Origin of the sequence: Mucilaginibacter ginsenosidivorax (assembly GCF_007971525.1) — a bacterium.
Classification (GTDB): domain Bacteria; phylum Bacteroidota; class Bacteroidia; order Sphingobacteriales; family Sphingobacteriaceae; genus Mucilaginibacter; species Mucilaginibacter ginsenosidivorax.
Genome location: NZ_CP042437.1, coordinates 7,444,615 through 7,465,439, shown reverse-complemented (window position 1 = coordinate 7,465,439; position 20,825 = coordinate 7,444,615). Strand labels below are relative to the sequence as shown.

General features: G+C 42.4%; 12 protein-coding genes. 10 read left to right on the top strand and 2 right to left on the bottom strand.

All coding sequences use genetic code 11. The annotated features are described in order from the left end of the window. Positions 1-32 precede the first annotated feature (32 nt). Genes FSB76_RS30635 through FSB76_RS30605 form a run of 7 tightly spaced genes read left to right on the top strand, consistent with a single transcriptional unit; the run spans position 33 to position 13,437 of the window. On the top strand, positions 33-1,256 hold the full coding sequence (locus FSB76_RS30635) for a Pycsar system effector family protein (protein WP_147060331.1): 1,224 nt from the start codon (positions 33-35) through the stop codon (positions 1,254-1,256). 37 nt (positions 1,257-1,293) lie between these two features. Then, a complete protein-coding gene (gene ppk1 / locus FSB76_RS30630; protein ID WP_147060329.1) occupies positions 1,294-3,333 on the top strand; it encodes a polyphosphate kinase 1 in 2,040 nt (679 codons plus the stop codon). Beyond that, positions 3,326-4,198, top strand: coding sequence for an SdiA-regulated domain-containing protein (locus FSB76_RS30625; protein ID WP_147060327.1), 873 nt, complete (start codon positions 3,326-3,328; stop codon positions 4,196-4,198). The genes ppk1 and FSB76_RS30625 overlap by 8 nt, the downstream gene beginning before the upstream one ends. 4 nt (positions 4,199-4,202) lie before the next feature. Then, positions 4,203-4,829, top strand: a complete 627-nt coding sequence (locus FSB76_RS30620) for a phosphatase PAP2 family protein (RefSeq protein WP_147060325.1) — start codon at positions 4,203-4,205, stop codon at positions 4,827-4,829. Continuing rightward, positions 4,822-8,424 (top strand): BamA/TamA family outer membrane protein, encoded by a 3,603-nt coding sequence (locus FSB76_RS30615; RefSeq protein ID WP_147060323.1) that lies wholly within the window; start codon positions 4,822-4,824, stop codon positions 8,422-8,424. Before FSB76_RS30620 ends, FSB76_RS30615 begins: the two co-directional genes overlap by 8 nt. Positions 8,425-8,444: 20 nt before the next feature. Next, positions 8,445-10,793, top strand: a complete 2,349-nt coding sequence (locus tag FSB76_RS30610; RefSeq protein WP_147060321.1) for a GAF domain-containing protein — start codon at positions 8,445-8,447, stop codon at positions 10,791-10,793. A gap of 52 nt (positions 10,794-10,845) precedes the next feature. Then, positions 10,846-13,437: a BamA/TamA family outer membrane protein gene (locus FSB76_RS30605; protein WP_147060319.1), complete on the top strand. Its 2,592-nt coding sequence runs from the start codon at positions 10,846-10,848 to the stop codon at positions 13,435-13,437. A 226-nt stretch (positions 13,438-13,663) separates the two neighbouring features. Here the strand turns inward: FSB76_RS30605 and FSB76_RS30600 are convergent, their stop codons facing one another. Continuing rightward, the gene (locus tag FSB76_RS30600) at positions 13,664-16,690 is read right to left on the bottom strand and encodes a glycosyltransferase family 117 protein (RefSeq protein WP_147060317.1); all 3,027 of its coding nucleotides are present in this window, start codon (positions 16,688-16,690) and stop codon (positions 13,664-13,666) included. Between the two features lie 199 nt (positions 16,691-16,889). On the opposite strand from FSB76_RS30600, the gene FSB76_RS30595 reads away from it, so the two are divergent. After that, entirely contained in the window at positions 16,890-18,578 is a 1,689-nt protein-coding gene (locus tag FSB76_RS30595; RefSeq protein ID WP_147060316.1) for a capsule assembly Wzi family protein, read from the top strand. A gap of 93 nt (positions 18,579-18,671) precedes the next feature. Here FSB76_RS30595 and FSB76_RS32300 read toward each other — a convergent pair whose 3' ends face one another. Next, the gene (locus FSB76_RS32300; RefSeq protein ID WP_158643017.1) at positions 18,672-18,815 is read right to left on the bottom strand and encodes a hypothetical protein; all 144 of its coding nucleotides are present in this window, start codon (positions 18,813-18,815) and stop codon (positions 18,672-18,674) included. 81 nt (positions 18,816-18,896) lie between these two features. Here FSB76_RS32300 and FSB76_RS30590 point away from each other — a divergent pair, with 81 nt between their 5' ends. Further along, positions 18,897-19,943, top strand: a complete 1,047-nt coding sequence (locus FSB76_RS30590) for a winged helix DNA-binding domain-containing protein (RefSeq protein ID WP_147060314.1) — start codon at positions 18,897-18,899, stop codon at positions 19,941-19,943. Between the two features lie 170 nt (positions 19,944-20,113). Further along, positions 20,114-20,668, top strand: a complete 555-nt coding sequence (locus FSB76_RS30585) for a carboxymuconolactone decarboxylase family protein (RefSeq protein WP_147060312.1) — start codon at positions 20,114-20,116, stop codon at positions 20,666-20,668. Positions 20,669-20,825 lie beyond the last annotated feature (157 nt).

Sequence of the window (20,825 nt, the reverse complement as noted above, 5' to 3'; positions counted from 1 at the left end):
GAATAAATTTGATTAAATAATTACACAGGCCAATGAAATTTCAACAATTATTAGAAGACGTAAAAAAATACGTGATATCCTATTTTGATGCCTACCAGGATCCCAATTTAATTTATCACGACCTTCAGCATACTAAAGATGTTGTAGCCGCTGCTACAAAAATTGCCAACCACTACCAACTTAGCGACGAAGATTTTTTTGTTGTGGTAGCTGCCTCATGGTTTCATGATACAGGATATTTTACTGATAAAGCCGAACACGAAGCAAAGAGCATAAGCATTGCCGGGCATGAGCTTAAACAACTAAAAGTAAGCGATGCGGTAATTGAAAAAGTAAAAGGCTGTATTATGGCTACCGAAATGCCACAGAAACCCGTTGGTTTGTTACAGGAAATTATATGTGATGCCGATCTTTTTCATTTAGGAACCGATGATTTTAACGAACGCAGTAAACTGGTGCGTAAAGAAATTGAAAAGGTAAAAAATATTGTACTTGATAAAGACGTGTGGCGTCAAAAAAGTATCGAACTGCTGCAATCGCACCGTTATTTTACCGACTATTGCCGCCTGCTGCTTGGCGATCAGCAGCAAAAAAACCTGGATAAGCTGATAGGCAAACAGGCACTGGTAAAAGATAAGGCTCCCGTAATAGCCATAACCGACGAAGATGTTGTGGCTGATACAGATGATGAGAAGGCTGATACCGAAAAGCATGGTAAAAAGCATAAAACGGATAAGCCAGAACGCGGTATCGAAACCATGTTCCGCATTAGTTCCAGCAATCACCAGCGACTGAGCGATATGGCCGATAATAAAGCCCATATCATGATCACGGTGAACTCCATCATTCTATCGGCTATTATTAGTTTGGTGCTTCGTAAAATTGATGAACATTCCAACCTGTTGGTGCCAACCTTTATGCTGCTTGGGGTAAGTTTGCTCACCATCACCTTTTCGATACTGGCAACACGCCCATCGATACCTAACGGGGTATTTACCCATGATGATATCGAGAATAAAACCGTAAACCTTTTATTTTTTGGTAATTTTTACCGCATGTCCCTCGAAAAATACAGCGAGGGAATGGTTAAAATGATGGACGACAGCGATTTCCTGTACGGTAGCCTTATACGCGATAATTACTCGCAAGGTGTGGTGTTGGGTAAAAAATACCGCTTGTTACGTGCATCATACAATGTATTCATGTTCGGCCTTATCATTTCGGTAGTCGCGTTCATTATTTCAACACTGATCTAAAGCGGTAATTACTACGCCGTTAAAAATATATTTACCTATGGATCATTACTCATTTTTTGACAGGGATTTAAGCTGGCTGCTTTTTAACGAACGGATTTTGATGGAGGCCGGAAAAGAAACCTTGCCATTGATGGAAAGGGTGAACTTTCTCTCCATATTTTCGTCTAATTTAGATGAATTTTACCGGGTGCGCATGCCCGTATTACTGGCCCTGCATAATCTGGCCAAACATGGCAACAGCGAAAAAGAGGATGTATTGCTGGAAGCCCAGGAACTGATAGGCCATCAGCAACAAAAATTCGGACAGGTTTTTACCGGCGAGATTATCCCTTTATTAAAAGCCCCAAAAATCACACTGCTTTTTAACGAACCGATACCCAATGAAATTGCAGATAAGGTAAGCGACTACTTTTACAGCCAGGTTATGGCTTTTTTACAACCGATAGACCTGGCTGATACCAAAAAGAATTTCTTCCCCGAAAATAACCGCTTGTACTTTTTAGTGAACCTGCAGGCTGAAAACAAAACCGAACGCAATGTAATCCTCAACATTCCATCAAACCAATTGCCCCGGTTTTACGGCGTTAATACAGATGATGGGCAATACATTGTTTTTTTGGATGATATAATCAGGCATAACCTGGATAAGTTATTCAAAAATGAGGTACTTACAGGCTGTTACAGCATTAAAATAACCCGCGATGCCGAGCTTGACCTGGATGATGAGTACCAGGGCGACCTATCTGAACAGGTTGAAAAACAATTACTAAAACGCGACCTGGGCATTGCTACCCGTTTTTTGCACCAGCCTGGCGTGCCATTACGCACCTTGCATTTTATAACCGATAAATTTAATCTGCAAAGTTCAAGCGTGGTGGAAGGTGGCATGTACCACAACCTTAAGGATTTATCGGGCTTGCCGGTTAATAATCCATCGTTGCGCTACACACGCTGGGCTCCTTTAGTGGGGTACCATGTGAGCGATGCAGGATCGTTGTTTGACCATATCGAAACGCGGGATTATATTTTTCATACACCCTATCAATCGTACAATACAATTCTTCGTTTTTTTAATGAAGCCGCTACTGATATTTCGGTCAAAGAGATCTCTGTTACCTTGTACCGGGTGGCCAGTGATTCGCGCATTGTAAATGCTTTAATAAGCGCGGCTAACAATGGCAAAAAAGTGCGTGTTATGGTTGAGCTGAAAGCGCGGTTTGATGAGGCCAACAACATTAAATGGGCAAAAAAAATGAAAGCCGTCGGTGTGGATATTATTTACAGCAATACCGCATTAAAGGTACACGCAAAAATTGCTTTGGTAAAAAGGCAGGTTGATGGGCGCGACAAATATTCGGGACTGCTTGCTACCGGTAATTTTAACGAAAGCACTGCCGCGTTTTATACCGATCATATCATGATGACGGCCAATTCGTTGTTGTTGCGCGAAATGGAATTATTGTTCATGTTTTTGGCAAAGGGTAAAAAATCGGCAGATGGATACCCTATTGACTTTAAGCACCTGCTGGTAGCCCAGTTTAATTTGCAGGACCGTTTTTTAGTGTTGATTGACCAGGAAATTGCCAATGCCAAACAAGGCCTGCCAGCATTTATCACTATAAAACTTAACAACCTGGAAGAACGCACGCTAATAGCCAAACTTTATGAAGCCTCGCAGGCTGGAGTTAAAATATCACTGATAGTACGCAGCATTTGCTGCCTTATACCAGGTGTGCAGGGAATGAGCGAAAACATTACCATAAAGCGTATTGTAGACCGCTACCTGGAGCATGGCCGGATTTTTATCTTCCACAATAGAGGCGACGAAAAGGTTTTTCTTGGTTCGGCCGATTGGATGAACCGGAATATTTACAGGCGGGTTGAGGTTTGTTTCCCGGTTTATGATAATCATATAAAGGCGGAAGTTTTACAGTTGATAAACCTTCAGCTTAATGATAACGTACAGGCCGTTAGGCTTAACAATGAGTTGCAAAACATCAATATACAACCGATACCACCTTTAGTGCAATCGCAAAAGGCAATTTATGAATTTCTAAAATCGAAGCTTAATGATTAAGGATATGCGCAACACATTGCTGGGTGTTATTGTAGCAGGTATATTGCTAAGCATCTCCTGTGCCAACAAAACGGGCACACATGGTTACGATAGTCCCACAGGATACAACCTTAATAAACCTGTAAAATATTATATGCCCGATGGCCTGCTTGAAATATCCGGAATAGCCTTTAACAACGGCAAAAGTGATTCGGTTTATGCCGAACAGGACGAAGACGGGAACATCTATTACCTAAAATTGGGCGATAAGCAGGTTAGCTACAGCAAATTTGGTAAAAAGGGTGACTATGAGGATATCGCTATTTGCCATAAACAGGTAATTATGCTGCGGAGCGACGGGGTACTGTTTACATTCCCATTTAGCCAGGTACGGAATAAGGAAATTCCCGGCGTGCAAAAACTGGAGGGGCTGTTACCCGATGGCGAATATGAAGGGATGCATACCGATGACAAAAGCGGGCTGGTATACGTGTTATGTAAGCATTGTGCCGACGACAATACCACAAAAAGCAGTAGCGGTACTATTTTGGCTTTACAAGCCGATGGTACACTTAAGCAAAGCGGAAGTTTTAGCGTAGACGTAAAAACAATAGAAAAGATAACCGGGAAAAAGAAGGTCAATTTCCATCCATCGGCATTAACTCAAAACAGCAAAACCGGCGAATGGTATATTTTATCATCAGTTAACAAAATGCTGGTGGTTGCCGATAGCAATTGGAGCGTAAAGGCAGTTTACAGTTTAGACCCCGCCATTTTTAACCAGCCCGAAGGGATGGCATTTGATAATCAATACAATCTTTATATCTCAAACGAGGGCAGCAAGACAAGTGCTGGCAATATTTTTAAATTTAATTATACCAAATAAACTGATGACCAAGGGAAAAAAACTACTGTTTGTATTATTTACAATAATTAACCTGATAGGTTTTCAGTTCTGCTACGCTCAAAATGCAGATATCGATATTTTAAAAAGTATCAATCCGCAAAATCCAACGTCGGGCTATTGGCGTACCACCAGTACATCGGCCTACTACGTAGCGGGTGCGGCTTCCTTCGGTACCTTGATATATGGGTTGGCAAGCGGCAATCAAACCGCAAAACAAAATGGCGTAGAGGCCGTGATTAACCTGGGCGCTACCGAATTGTTTACTTACGTTGTTAAAATGAGCGTAAACCGCACGCGCCCGGCAGATAGATACCCTAATGATGTATTTGTAACTTCACCCACGCACGGACAATCATTTCCGTCGGGCCACAGCAGTCTTGCTTTTGCTACAGCAGCTACCATATCTATACAATATCATAAGTGGTACGTAACCGTACCTGCTTATTTATGGGCTTCGTCTGTTGGATACTCGCGCTTGTACCTGGGCAAGCATTATCCATCAGATGTGCTTGCCGGCGCGGCCGTGGGTATTGGTACTGCATATGCGGGTCACTGGCTTAATCAAAAACTATTTAAAAAGCATACTGTAATTCATAAAGGCCATGATTAAAAAATTACTTCTGCTATTGATATTATTAATGGGCGGTTTAAATTTACTGGCCCAGGATTCGGTAAAATACCGGGTGATACTTATAGGCGATGCCGGCGAAATGGATACGCAGCAAAGCGCAGTTTTAAAGCACGCGGCCGCCAACATTATCAAAAACAAAACCATTGTGATGTACCTTGGCGATAATATTTATCCCAGGGGAATGGGCTTGCCCGGCAGCCCCGAAGAGAAACAAACCCAAAAGATACTTCAATCGCAATACCAACCTATGCGGGCCAATGGCGCACCGGTTTATTTTTTACCCGGCAACCACGATTGGGATAAAATGGGGCCGCAGGGCCTGGCCAAAATAAAAAGGGAATGGGCGTTTTTAGAAGAACAGCAGGATAGCCTGTTAAAAATGGTGCCTGCCAACGGCTGCCCTGACCCGGTTGAAATAAACCTTGGCGATAACCTAACGGTTATAGCATTTGACAGCGAATGGTGGCTATACCAGTACAGTAAAGCCAATGATGCCGCCGAATGCGATTGCAAAACCAAAGAGGATATTGTTGATAAATTTGAACAGATCCTGAGCCGCAACCGCAACAAGGTTATCCTGCTGGCATCGCACCATCCGTTTCAAAGTTATGGCACCCATGGCGGCTATTTTTCGTTGAAGGATCACATTTTCCCATTGACAGCTATAAACAGCAACCTGCTTATTCCGTTGCCTGTGTTAGGGTCGTTGTATCCCTTTTTGCGATCATCATTCCCCAACCCCGAGGACCTAAACCACCCTTTATACAAAGATATGATGAAACGGATAGATGGGGTGTTTAAAGATTTTCCCAACGTTATCCACGTGGCCGGGCACGAGCATGGCCTGCAGTTGATAAAAGATAACCAGCTACAGGTGGTAAGCGGCGCAGGCGCCAAGCATACCTATGCTATAAAGGGCAAAAATTCCCTGTTTGCCGATGCTACCCAGGGATATGTGATAGCCGATATTCTCACTGATAACAGCATACGTTTTACCTACTATATAGATGGTGAAACCGGGGTAAAACAGGCATTTGTTTACACTCAGCCTTACACACCGGTTAAACCATTACCGGCAGCCCCGTTTAAAGTAATTACTGCAGATAGCCTGGTAATTAAAGTGCACCCATCGTACGATAGCGTAAGTAAATTTCATCGTTTACTTTTTGGCGAAAACTACCGTAAGGAATGGGCTGCCGATACTAAACTGCCTGTTATCAATATAGCCACCTTTCAAGGAGGGCTGACGCCGGAGAAATTGGGTGGTGGTTTTCAAACACACTCCCTACGTTTAATTGACAAAACCGGCAAGGAATGGGTTATCCGCAGCGTTGAAAAAAGCCCGGAAAAATTATTACCCCCCGAGTTCCAGGAGACTTTCGCCCGGGATTGGGTTATGGATGCCCAAAGCGCGCAACATCCGTTTTCGGCTCTGATCGTGCCGCCCCTGGCCGATGCGGTGCATGTGCCGCATACCAACCCGCAAATAGGTGTGATATCGCCCGACGAAAGATTGGGCAAATTTAACAAGGTATTTGATAACAAGGCTGTATTGATTGAAGAGCGGGAGCCTACCGGAAAATCAGACAACTCGCTCAAGATGGTTGCCAATATGCTGAAAGATAATGATAACAGCATTGATGCACAGACATTTTTGCGCGGCCGATTACTCGATTTGCTTATTGGCGATTGGGACAGGCGTGGCGACCAATGGCGTTGGCAGCGCGCCAAAACTGATAAAGGCATTTATTATACAGGCGTACCCCGAGATAGAGACCAGGCACTTTACACCAACCAGGGTATTATACCATACTTCGCATCACGCGAATGGGCTGTGCCCGATTTACAGGGCTTTGATGGCAAAATCAAGAATATATACTATTCATTATGGAGCAGCATGTTTGCCGATTTGTTCCCGGGGATGAAATACAATCACGAAGATTGGACACGCATTGTTAATGAATTTGTAGCTGCCGAAACCGACGAGGTTTTAGAAGCCGGGCTGCGCCGTTTACCCGCATCTGCCTATAAACTAAGACATGATGTTTTATTAAAACAATTGAAGGAACGCCGCGCGAACATCCCGGCTGCTATGGAGGAGTTTTATAAGATCAGCAATAAAATTGTCGAGATTCACACCTCGAAAAAAAATGAGCTTTTTAACATTAAAGATATCCCTGGTGATGGCTTAAATATCACTATTAATAAAATCAGCAGTGGCGGTAAAGTGCGGGATACATTGATGAACATCAATTTTATGCCTGATATTACCAAAGAGATCAGGATTTACCTGGGTGCAGGTGCCGATAAAGTGGTTTTAAATAACGCCACATCGCCCATAAAACTCAGGTTTGTTGATAGCGTTGATGTAAAGGATTATAACATTGTACGTTCAAAAAACAAAGTGCAGATTTATGACCCCGGTACGCTGAAATTAACAGGCGATAGCACCAGGGTTCGCAAGTATTTCTCGGCCGATAGTGCCAATATTTCGTACATGGCGGTAAACCTGTCAAACGTTACCATGCCTATGGCTAATATCGAGATAAACCCAGACGAAGGATTTTTATTAGGACTTGGGTTTAAGTATACACACCAGGATAGTTTTCGTAAATTCCCGTATAACGATGTACAGCAGGTGTTTTTGAGCCACTCATTTTCAACCAAAGCTTTTAGGGCCAGTTACAGCGGCGAGTGGATTAAAGCTATTGGCAATGCTAATCTGTTATTGCAATTCCAGGCCAATTCACCGGAAAATATTAACTTTTTTGGCCGGGGTAACGAAACTGTATTTGATAAAACTGGGAATTATAAAAAGTTTTACCGTACCCGGTTCACAACCGTTCAGTTCGATCCGGCCTTAACCTGGCATAGCGCCGGAGGCACCACGGTAACCGTTGGGCCATCATTACAGTATTATAATTTAAATGCTGCTGACAATGCAGGCCGTTTAATTACAAATCCCTTACTCACCAATAGTACAGATAGTTATACCTTTGATGAGCGAAAACTTTTTGCCGGCGCAATTTTTAACTTCACAAGCGATTTGCGCAACAATAAGATACTACCTGCCTGGGGAAGCTACGTAAATGTTAAATTACAGGGGTACAAAGGTTTAAATAGTAATTCAAACTCGTTCATACAATTGACACCACAGGCGGCTTTGTACAAAAGCTTAAATACCAATGGTACCATTGTGCTGGCCGAGCGAATAGGCGGAGGTGTAACCATTGGCAAAACGGCTTTTTATCAATCGTTATTTTTAGGCGGGCAGGATAACTTATTAGGTTACAGGCTTTACCGCTTTGCCGGTCAATATAGTTTTTACAACAATTTGGAACTGCGATTAAAATTGTTTGATTTTGCAAGTTATATTGTACCCGGGCAAGCTGGCTTGGTAGGCTTTTATGATATTGGCCGCGTTTGGGAAAATGGCGAACATTCTGATAAATGGCACAATGGCACAGGCGCCGGCTTATACATTGCCCCTGCCAAATTAGCGGTTATAAAAATTGTAGCCGGGCACTCTGAAGAAGGTTGGTATCCTTATTTATCAACAGCCTTTAGGTTTTAACTTAAGGTAATTTACAAAAAATGCATACCGAAGTACTCAACATAAGTAAAAATGATTGTAATGTTTGCCAGGTAGAAACCTGCCTTACGTTTGATCCTTTTGTAGCGCATTTACAGGAGCGTGTAAAAACAGAAAAGACCCTTAAATCTGAGTTTTATAAATACGTACTCAATAAGTTTGAAACAGACTTGTGTATCGATCTGGAGGTGAATCCCGATTATGCCGAAATGTACAGGGGCACATTGGAGTTGATTTACAGCATACTTACACCACCTATTTTAAATGAAAAAGAGTTTTTTTGGGCACTGAGCACGCCAGTGCCCGAAAAGATATTTTTCAGTACCGAGGCGTTTTTTGAATTTCATTCCAGTCACCATTCCGGCCTGTATGCGGTTAACATGCCCGATCAGGACTTGTTTGCCCAACGCCAGAAACGTTTTATTTACAACCTGATACTGGAACGAATGTATGGCTTTAGTACAATACTCAGGAACGAGTTATTGTACAGCTATGTAGACCCCGATACCAAACTTACGCGCTATTATAACATTTTTACCAACCCGCAATTTGTTAATGTGGTAGCAAAGGGAGAATTGCCTGTTTTAAGCTTTGAGGCCATTGAGCCTTACCTTAATGATTTTGAAGGTATAGATGTTCTTGAACGCATTTTGCCACTTTCCAATTTTAAGTTCGAAGGATTCTCAGTAATAACGTTAACCGACGTTACCCTGCCCCATGCGATGGAAAGCATCAGGAACGAGCTGGTTAACCACTCCAGTAACGAAACTGAGCAATATGAGCACATCATCAACTCGTTAAAAACCCTATCCGAAGACCCTGCCATTGAATTTGGCCTGATGCCTTTTTTAACCGTAAATAACCGGCCTATATTTGATACCGATGAGTGCTCGCAAAGTGTGCTTATGTCGTCGGCAAAAAAATACAGCATGGCCGAGGAAACTTTTGTGGCTATTGCCGATGACTATAACAGGAACCCCAAGCCCATATTTTTTAATGTCATTAATGACGAAAAGACTATAAAGTTTCCTTTTTTAAAGGTGTTAAAGCAATCGGGCGTTAAATCGTACGGTATTTTCCCGGTTTACTACAATAAAAAAAATGTAGGTATCCTTGAAGTATATGCCTACAAGGAAATAGCATTTTATGAAAAACTGCTATCCAAGCTGCAAACTGCTATGCCACTGATAGCGCAATTACTCCAAAACAGCATCGATCAGTTTAACGACCGTATTGAGCGGATAATAAAAGATAAGTTTACCTCGTTGCAGCCATCGGTACAGTGGAAATTCAATGAGGTGGCATGGGAGTACCTTAAAAGCGGCAATAAAAAACGTAAGAACCAGGAAATAGAAACTGTTGTTTTTGATAATGTATATCCGCTTTTTGGGGCAATAGACATCCGCAACTCTACCATTGAGCGTAACACCGCTTTACAGGACGATTTAAAGGGATTTCTTACGCTGGTCATGGAAACCCTTGCCAAGTTAAAAAAACACATCCACCTGCGCCTTATTGACAACCTGGTATTTAAATGCGATGAATGGCTGCAAAAAGTTAGCGGTTTTATTACCACAAACGACGAACTTACGCTGGATGGTTTTGTAAAAGATGAGCTGAACCCGTTCCTGGAACATTTCAGGCAGAACTATCCCGATGAAAAACCGGTGATAGATAAATATTTTGCCGCGCTTTCTGAAGATACAGGCCTGTCTTATGCCAACAGACGTAACCTGGAAAATTCCATGCAGCTTATCAACAACAGCATTAATCATTACCTGGAAGTGGCGCAGGATGAGGTACAGGAATCGTATCCCTGTTATTTCGAAAAATTCAGGACCGATGGTGTTGAATACGACATTTACATAGGCCAGTCCATTGCCCCCAGCCGGGTTTTTGATTTGCTCTATTTAAAAAATATCCGCCTGTGGCAACTAAGATCGATGGCCGAAATAGCAAGACTTACCAACTCATTAACCGACCAGATCTCGCATCCACTGCAAACAACCCAGCTGATTTTTATCCACTCAAACCCTATCCAGATCAGCTTCAGGAATGACGAACGCCGTTTTGATGTGGAAGGGGCTTATAACATCAGGTATGAGGTAGTTAAAAAGCGTATTGATAAAGTATTGATAGCCGGCACTGTTGAGCGCCTTACCCAGCCAGGCAAAATAGCCATGGTATATTTTAACGCCAACGAGGCAACCGAATACCATGAATATATTAAATACCTGCAGGATTCGCATATCTTGAATAATGATCTTGAATACCTCGACCTGGAGGAACTACAAGGGGTTACCGGACTTAAAGCCTTGCGGGTTGGCGTGAATTATGATTTTAAATCATAAAACAAAACGATGTATTAAACTATTGTGTACTATGCGTTATTAGCTTATCACCTTGAAAAATACATACCTAAAAAACAGGCCGGCCAAAAGTTTATTACTGCTGTTATTAGCAATAGCAGCAGCAACGCGCGTTTCTGCGCAAAACACAGGCGATAGCGTTAAGCTGGCTATTGAGCCCGGGTACAATAACGTGAGCGGTGCCCATCGTTTTTTCCTTGGCGAAAATTACCGTAAGTTGTGGGCTGCACCGGTAAAACTTCGCATTTTTCATATCCAGGCTGAGAAGGGCGGCTTAAAAATTCTGCAAAAAGGCGGCGGGCAGCAAACCAAATCACTACGCCTGCAAGACCCCACCGGGCAGCAATGGGTATTAAGAACCATCCAGAAATATCCCGAAAAGGGTTTACCGCCCAGCTTGCGGCCAACAGTAGCTAAGGATATCCTGCAAGACCAGGTATCTGCCGCACACCCTTTCTCGGCTTTAACCGTGCCACCATTGGCCACGGCATTAGGTATCCCCCACTCCAACCCCGAAATTGTTTACATGCCCGATGATCCTGCCCTTGGCGATTACCGCAAGGATTTTGCCAACCAGGTTTTCTTGTTTGAAGAACGCGAGCCGCTGGATGCCGAAAAAACCGACAACACCGATAAAGTGCAACGTAAACTGCAGGAAGATAATGATAACCGGGTTGATGAAAAAACGGTGCTGCGCGCCCGCCTGCTGGATATGCTGCTGGGCGATTGGGACAGACACGAAGACCAATGGCGCTGGGAAAAACTGGCAGGCGAAAAGGGAACCACTTACGAACCTGTACCACGCGACCGCGACCAGGTTTATTACAAAACCTCGGGACTATTCCCGTGGATAGTGGCGCACCAATGGCTCAAATCAAAGTTCCAGGGCTACAGTGGCGAAATAAGGGACATTAATGGCTGGAATTTTAACGCCCGATATTTTGACCGTTATTTCCTGAATGACTTAAGCGAAGACGATTGGAAAGAACAGATAGCCTTTGTGCAAAGTACGTTAACCGACAACCTGATAAAAAGTGCGGTTAAACGGATGCCCGATACCATATTCAAACTTTCGGGTACCGAAATCATCGGCAAAATGATTGCCCGCAGAAACATACTGGATAAACAGGCCATGGAATATTACCGTTTTATAGCCAAACAGGTAGAGATACCCGCAAGCGATAAAACAGATAAGTTTACCATTAGTAATGAAGCAGGGGGCAACCTTACGGTTACCGTCAATAAGATCAAAAAAGATGGAACCGTTGATAAAATAACCTACAAACGCACCTTTAAACCGGATGTAACCGAAGAGGTAAGGTTATATGGTTTTGCCGGAGACGATCAGTTTATAGTTACCGGCAGTAATCCCTCGCCTATAAAAGTGCGGATGGTTGGTGGTAATGGGGTAGATAGTTTTTATGTAGATAAAAGCCTGCACAATAAAAGCAATTTGTATGTGTACGACCGGTCGGATCAGCCGAATAAGTTACCGTCATCAGCCGACGCGAAGATTCGTACGTCAACAGATACAGCCGTAAACCAGTACGATAAAAAAAGCTTTAAATTTGACAGGTTTGAGCCCATTGTACTGGCCAATTATAGCCCAGATTTAGGGATTTCGTTAATTGCCGGTTTATCATGGGAAAAGCACGGTTTCCGAAAAGAACCTTATGCCTTTCGTGATGAATTCCTTGTAAATTATAACCTGGGCAGGCAATCATTCATGCTCACCTACACGGCCGATTGGAAGAAAGCCATAGGTAATAATGACCTGGGCATTAATATCAAATCATTAGGGCCGCACAACCTCAGTAACTTTTTTGGCATAGGCAACAACACTATTTTTGAAAACGAGGGCGATAAGGAAATTAGCTATTATCGTAATCGATACGATTTTGTTACGGCCAATGTATCCCTTAGTCAAACCAATAATAACTGGCAGTTTAATGAGGGCATCGCCGGGCAATATTATAACAGCAGCGCATCAAACAATACCAGTCGTTTTTTGAACGGTTACAACCAGGCCAACCCCGATCAAAATGTATTTGGCACAAAATTCTACACCGGCATTTTGGCCAGTGCCCGGTTGGACACCCGCAATAAGGCAACCATCCCCACCAAAGGCATTTTATGGAATACCACCGTTGGCGGCTACACCGGTATAAGCAAAAACAGCCATAACACCTACGGGCAAATCCTTACGGAGTTTAGCTTTTACCTCAACCCCGATCAGGATTCGATATTGGTAATAGCCAACAGAACCGGCCTTGGCACCACCGTTGGCGATGCTACGTATTTTCAATTGATGAAACTTGGCGGTGCACAAAATTTCCGTGGTTTCCACACCAACAGGTTTACCGGCAAAACTATAGCCTATAACAACCTGGAATTACGCCTTAAAGTATTGGATTTTACATCGTACCTCCTACCCGGCTCCCTGGGTATTATCGGCTTTAACGATGTAGGCCGCGTTTGGGTACCCGGCGAAAAATCAGATCAGTGGCATGATGGCTATGGCGGCGGCTTTTATATCATCCCGGCCCAACTGGTATTAATTGAGGCCGTGATGGGCTTTTCAAAAGAGGGATCGTTGCCTTACATTACTATCGGGTTGAGGTTTTAAGCTTACTGATTTTCCCGTTATTTGATAGCCTAATATTGATGGCCGTTTATTGGTTGAGCTTTGGTTGGTTTGGTCAACTACACGCAAAACAATCAATCTATAAAAACAATGAACGTAAAAGAAGCTCCCTATAAAAGCATAAAAGGAAATTTCCTTTTCAAAAAATTTCCTTTTATGCCATACAAATCAAAAGTCTCCCCACCCGGGGGAGATTTAGAGGGGGCTACTATTGTTGCCCATCATTCAATAACGGTGCAAACTTTTTAACGTAATCCTTTAACTGCCCATCGAATTTTTTAAATAACGCTGGCTGGTTGTTTTCTTTTACAAAATCAGTTACCCCATTTAGTATCTGCAACCCTATTTGTACATCACGCCTGCTCAATGTGTTATCGTTTGTAGTCAGCAAATGATAATTGTAATCAAGCTGATCGGTTACGTACTCATCAAGATGGTTTGCCATTTTGGTCCCCAACACAACGTCATTTAATTGAAATGCCATTTGTATCAAAAATATTTTACGGCCGGCTATATCAATGTAAGGGTTAATGTCGGGCATTTCCTGGTCGTATTTGTGCAGTACTTTCAAGGCCAGGTCATTATGTCCTTCCTTCATCAGGTTTTGAATCAAGTCGGTAAAAGTAGTGGTCATTACCGGGTAAAACATCGATGTTGATTCGTGATCAAGATATTTAGCAGTTTTAAAGTTCCCGAATTTAAACTTGGTCATCACGTTATTGTACATCACCATGGTGTTTGTTTTACTCAACTGGTCATGTACCGTTGTATCTTTTTGAAAAGGTATTAAATGATAAGTAAAACCCTCTTTATACAGGTATGGCTGTAAACCAATCAGGTTTTCGTTGCCAATAGTGGTAGTGAAGCAAATAGGCCTTTTCCAGTTATTATGGGCAAGTATATCCAATATGGCCAGGTTCTCTTTTGTTACATAATTTGGTGGAAATTTCCAATCCATTACGCTTGCAAGCCTGCTTTTTTGATCCGGGGTTACCACGCCCATTTTTACCACCTGGTCTGGGTTTATGGTTAGTTTCAGGTTTTTAGTTGGCAGGTAATTTCCAAAATCGCCGCTTTGGTATTCAACTTGTGCGGCTTTATCGTCAGATGTGATAAAGTCAAAAACTTCTTTTACTTCCTGCGGACCGTCTAATTTCTTGTCGTTAAAATAAATGGCATCACGTACCCCTTCCTTATATTTATCATAAGGCATGGTAATAGGCAAAGGATCCGATTCATTCATCTTTTTCTGCATCTGGCGGATGTACCAGTCGCCGGTAAATAAACTCAGGTTCACGATGCGTACATCGGGCCTGATGCCTTCAACTTCCTGGTCATACCATAACGAGTAGGTATCATTATCGCCATAGGTAAACAAAATAGCATCTTTAGGGCACGATATCAGGTAGTTATAAGCCATATCATGCGGTGTCATTTTGGTTGAACGATCATGATTGCCCCACTCCTTGCTGGCCAGCAAAACAGGCGCAGCCAATAAACACACGGCTGTTGAAGCTAAAGCTGCAGTTTTGCCGTCAATAAATTTACGGGCGCTTTCGGCAATGGCTATCACACCTAAACCTATCCAGATTGCAAAGGCATAAAAGGAGCCAACGTAGGAGTAATCACGCTCGCGTGGTTGCACATTGGCTTGATTAACATATAACACGATGGCCAGACCGGTAAAGAAAAAAAGTAGCAACACTACCAATGCATCTTTCTTTTTACGGTTAAAATGGTAGGCGGCACCTATTAAGCCTATAATAAGCGGTAATGCGTATAATGGTGTATAGGTTACGGCACTTGTAACTGATTTGGGCAAATGCCTGCCACCATCAAATATTCCGGTTGTCCAGTTACCATCAATGGCTACCATACTTTGCTGCCCATCGGCATCGTTATACCGGCCAACAAAGTTCCATAAAAAATAACGCCAGTACATCTGGTACATTTGCCAGGTAAACATCCAGCTTAAGTTGTTTGCAAAGTTTGGCGCCTGCCCTTCAGGGATACGTAACCACTCTTTATAAAACTGTACGTCCTGAGGGTCGGTACTATACATGCGCGGCAGAAATGTTGTATGGCTATACTCTGTCTCTATTTTTTTACCGGCATTTTCGTATTTGGTGTCACCCTTGCGATAGATGATGCTTCCCTCTTTTTGATCAGTAACTGTAGCGTCGTAGTATTGGCCAAACAGTAAAGGATTTTCACCGTATTGAATGCGGTTTAAGTAACCATACAGGGTAAATGCATTGTCGGGGTGCGAGTTATTTAAATCGGGATTTGCAGTTGCCCTGATAGGGATATAGGCAAATGAGCCATAACCAAAATAAATGAACGCCAGGCATAACAATGCAAGGTTAAGCGTTGGCTTTTTTGCACGTATACTATATATAATACCCGTTACAAGCGCTGCCACTATGATGAGCATAAAAAAGAATGCCCCGCTGCCAAAGCCCAGTCCTAAGCTATTAACAAAGAAAAGGTCAAAATAAGCAGCAAACTTAATGGTGTATCCCCTAACGCCATACTGTACCAGTCCCAGAATAACTATACCGGCCAAAAACGCCAGTATACCGTTGCCTACATTGATATTTTTACTTCTGCGGAAGAAATAAACAATAGCCAAGGCCGGTATAGTTAATAAATTAAGCAGGTGAATACCTATTGATAATCCTATAACATAGGCAATAAAAACCAGCCATTTATCGGCACCTTTTTCATCGGCGTGGGCATCCCATTTTAAAATGGCCCAAAATACAATAGCGGTACATAGTGATGATAAAGCAAATACGATAGTTTCAACAGCCGAGAACCAAAAAGTATCGGTATAAGTGAATGCCAATGCGCCAACCAGGCCGGCACCCATAATTAGTATAAGGTTTGTTTGGCTAACTTCTTCATCGCGTTTATTGAGCAATAACTTCTTGGCCAATGCAGTAATTGTCCAAAATAAAAACATAATAGTAGCCCCGCTTGCAATAGCCGACCCCATGTTTGTATAATAAGGCACCTTGGCATTATTGCCGAATGAAAGCAATGAAAACAGCTTGCCCAACATGGCAAAAACAGGGTACCCCGGTTGGTGGGCTACCTGCAACCGGTAGGCGCATGAAATAAATTCACCGCAATCCCAAAAACTAACTGACGGTTCTAATGTTAAAATGTAGGTAATTGAAGCTATAACAAAGCAAAGCCAGCCTAAAAGATTATTGATTTTTTTGTACTGCATTTATATAAATAGTAAGGATTTTTATCGCGCGGGCAAATATCACTATTTTTAAATGGTAATTAAAAAAAACAGTTTGCCTGTGCCAAATTTAACATTTATTAACTTTTTAGAACAACGATATTCAGACTAAACACTTTCTGCAAAATCTATTACCAATGAAAATTTTTATCTTACCATAAATAATACTTATTTTGTTGCGATGCAAAAAATCTACCCATTTCTATCCATAAAATCAATTTTCTTAGCCGGAGCCATCCTGGTTTCGGTTCAAGGAGCTAAGGCGCAGTCAACTTACCTGCCAAACTCCTACCAGTTGTACCAAAAGTTCAACGCCGATATTTATTCAACAAAAACATCGTTCCACAGCTCCTTACGTCCCTTTTTGATAGATAGCCTTATTCAACACAGCTATGACTCGGTGATGAATGTTGGAGTTAATCCCGACCGGAAAAGCTGGTTTACCCGCAAATTATTAAATGAACACCTTTTTGAAGTTAAAAGGCCCAATTACACTTTTTACGGCGATGTTATCCTGGATTTGGATCTGAGTAAAGATTTTAACGCAAAAACAGGAGGCCTGGCTCAAAGATATTCGGCACAGGGGCAACTGGCCACTTTAACGGTAAATTCAAGTAATTACTTAAATACCCGTGGTTACCAGTTTGGGGGCACGGTTGGCAAAAACTTTTCGTTTTTTACCAGCGGGTTCGAGAACTCAGCCAAATTCCCTACGTATTATAATACTGTAGTTAATGCCAATCAATTTATACCTGGCCAGGCCTATTTAAGGAATTACCAGGGGATAGCTAAAAACTCGGCCGATTGGTCGTACGTAACTGCAATTTTATCATACAACGTTAGCAAAAATGTCAACGTTACCCTGGGCGAGGATAAAATGTTTATTGGCGATGGCTACCGGTCATTATTGTTATCAGATTATGCAGCAAATATGCCACTGCTAAGGGTTACCGCAAATTTGGGCAAACACGTGCAATACATGGCCGCATGGGCCTATATTGAAGACCTGAAAGAAACAAAGTTCGATACCTTTGGTAGCAACCGTCGCAAATGGGCTTTTTTCCATTACATCGACTGGAACGTGAGTAACAGGGTTTCCTTTGGTTTCTTTAATGCCCTTATTTCTCCTGAGGCAGATGCAACGGGTAACAGGCGCGGTTTTGATGCTAACATGATAAACCCGATTTTCTTCTCCAGTTCGTTAGGCCCGTCTCAGCAACCAAAAGATAATACTTTAGTCGGCTTTACAGCCAAATATAAAATTCTGGATAAAACGGCCTTATATGCCCAGCTATTGTTAGATAGGTTTAAAGCTGGCGGCTTTTTCTCGGGTAATAATGCCGATAACACTAATGGCGTGCAGGTGGGTATCCGCGGAGCCGATCTTTTTGCTGTTAAACACTTTAATTATCTTTTTGAATTTAATACAGTTAAACCGTATACTTATCAAAATGCCAACACCATAAGCAGCTATAATTTTTATGGCGACCCGTTGGCGCATCCTTATGGCGCAAATTTCAGGGAGGCCCTGGGTATTCTGAATTACTCTTTCGGGCGGATTGACCTGCAAGGGCAGATAAATTACGCTAAATACGGTACCGATTCGCTAAGTACCATCAACAACGGCAAAATTGTGAACAAACCATTTGTACCGACAGCAGCTACCACCACAACTGTTGGCCAGGGGCTGAGCACCCAGCTTTACTATGCCGAAGGCACTATTTCATTTTTGATTAACCCTAAATATAACCTCCGTTTTGAATTAAGTGGTTTATACCGCCAGGAAAAAAGTGCTAAAGCAGATAACAAAACAACGATGCTTACTTTTGGACTGAGAAGTTCGTTCAGGAATCTATATCATGATTTTTAAACAGGATTAAGCCAGATTTACGGGATTTTTTCGAAGATATATTTTACAACGTGATGCATATAGTATCACGTTTTTTGTTTATCAATACTATAATCATCTTTCCTGTTTTTGTGCGCTAAACGCCAGGCCAACTGCAATGCCCAATGATATACCTATAGCAATGTCGTGAAGCGCTATGCCCAGGGCCACGCCTATTGCAATACCTGTTGCTAAATACGATGAGTTAATGTTTTTCATTTACTTATAATAAATTATTGCTACTGACATGCCTTTGTCATTAAGGCCTGATAAATTTACAATATAACTCAAATACTATCTATGAAAGATAACCCATTAGCCCGGCTGCGAATGTATAACCAGTACATTAGCAACCCAGTTTTCGGCAACCCGGAGGATGTTGTTAAAAACATGCTGGCCATGCAGGCCCAGGATTACGCCGGGGCTAAATGGGCTTTAGGGATACGTATGGCATCGGCAAATGAAAGCGTTGTTGAGCAGGCAATTACCGATGGACGTATATTACGTACACATTTGCTGAGGCCTACCTGGCATTTTGTTGCGCCCGCAGATATTCGTTGGCTCCTGGCGCTTACTGCCCCGCGCATACATGCCATTAACTCCGGGATGTACAAAAAATTTGAATTAAATGCTATCGTATTCAATAAAGCTAATAATGTATTTATAAAAAACATGCAGGGTAATAAACAACTCACCAGGGCAGAGCTAACTGACGCGCTGAACAGAGATCATATCCCAACCGACGATTTACGCTTCACTCTATTACTGATGAATGCCGAGCTTGACGGCGTTATTTGCAGCGGTGGTCGCGTTGGCAAACAATTTACTTACGCCTTGCTTGACGAGCGGGCACCGGCAACCCCATTGCTAACCCATGACGAAGCGCTGAGAAAATTGGCGGGAGGCTTTTTTAATACCCGCGGCCCCGCTACCGTTCACGATTTCGCCAACTGGTCGGGGCTTACCATTGCAGATGCAGGTATTGGCCTGGAGCATATAAAAGGGGAATTAATAAGCGAATTGATTGAAGGAAAAACCTATTGGATGCCAGATCGCACAGCAACTACCCCAACTAAAAATAAAGTGTATTTGCTTCCCGCGTTTGACGAATTTGCCATAGCTTATAAAGATCGTGATGCCCTGGTTGCGCCCCGATACAGGGAGCAAGCCCGTCATCTAATTTTCGATCCGGTAATAGTGATGGACTACCAGGTTGTTGGTAACTGGAAGCGGGCAATTAAAACAAATGATGTTGCTATCACCTACAACTTGTTTGGCGATTTCAAAAAAACACAAGGCAAAGCTTTGGAAGCTGCTGCAAAAAGGTACAAGAACTTTTTATTATAGAAGCCATTGTTTAACAGGAAGTAACAAAACCATTGCGGCTTTGCCTCTTTGCGCAAAAAAACGCAGTTGGGAAAATTATCCATCTACTAACGAAATTCATCCATGTTATAGCTTTGCCGCTGTGTGCACTTTTGTAATGTCAATAACGACAAACAAAAAAACATACTACAATGGCACGTTTAAAAGCATTAAGTCCTGACGAAGCAACAGGCAAAACCAAAGAATTATTTACTGCTATACAAAGCAAATTGGGTGTTGTACCTAATATGATGCGCACCATGGGCAATTCGCCAGCCTTATTAGAAGGTTACCTGAACCTTAGCGGCGCATTAGCACATGGCAAGCTTGGTGCAAAAACCGGTGAGTTGTTGGCCATGGCTGTATCCGAAAAAAATAATTGTGATTACTGTTTATCCGCACATACTTATATTGGCGAAAAGCTGGCACATATTGACGCTGCAACTTTAACCGATGCCCGTAACGCGAATAGCCATGATGCTAAAACAGCTGCGGCTTTGCAATTTGCAACCATATTAACAGCAAAACAGGGCCTGGTAAATAATGCCGACGTTGAAGCAATAAAGGCCGCTGGCTTTACTGATGGTGAAATAGGTGAAATTGTTGGTCACGTGGCATTAAATGTTCTGACCAACTATTTTAACAATACCGCCAAAACCGACATCGATTTCCCTGTTGTAAACGCTTATAATTCTGTCGAAGCTTAATAAAAAGAATCAAGAATTAAGAGTCAAGAATTAAGACAGCTTCAAATATTTTTTTGCATGATAAAAAGAATCAAGAGGCAAGAATCAAGAATTAAGACAGGTTCATTTTTTTTTCATCTTGATTCTTGACTCTTGACTCTTGATTCTGTTTCACTAC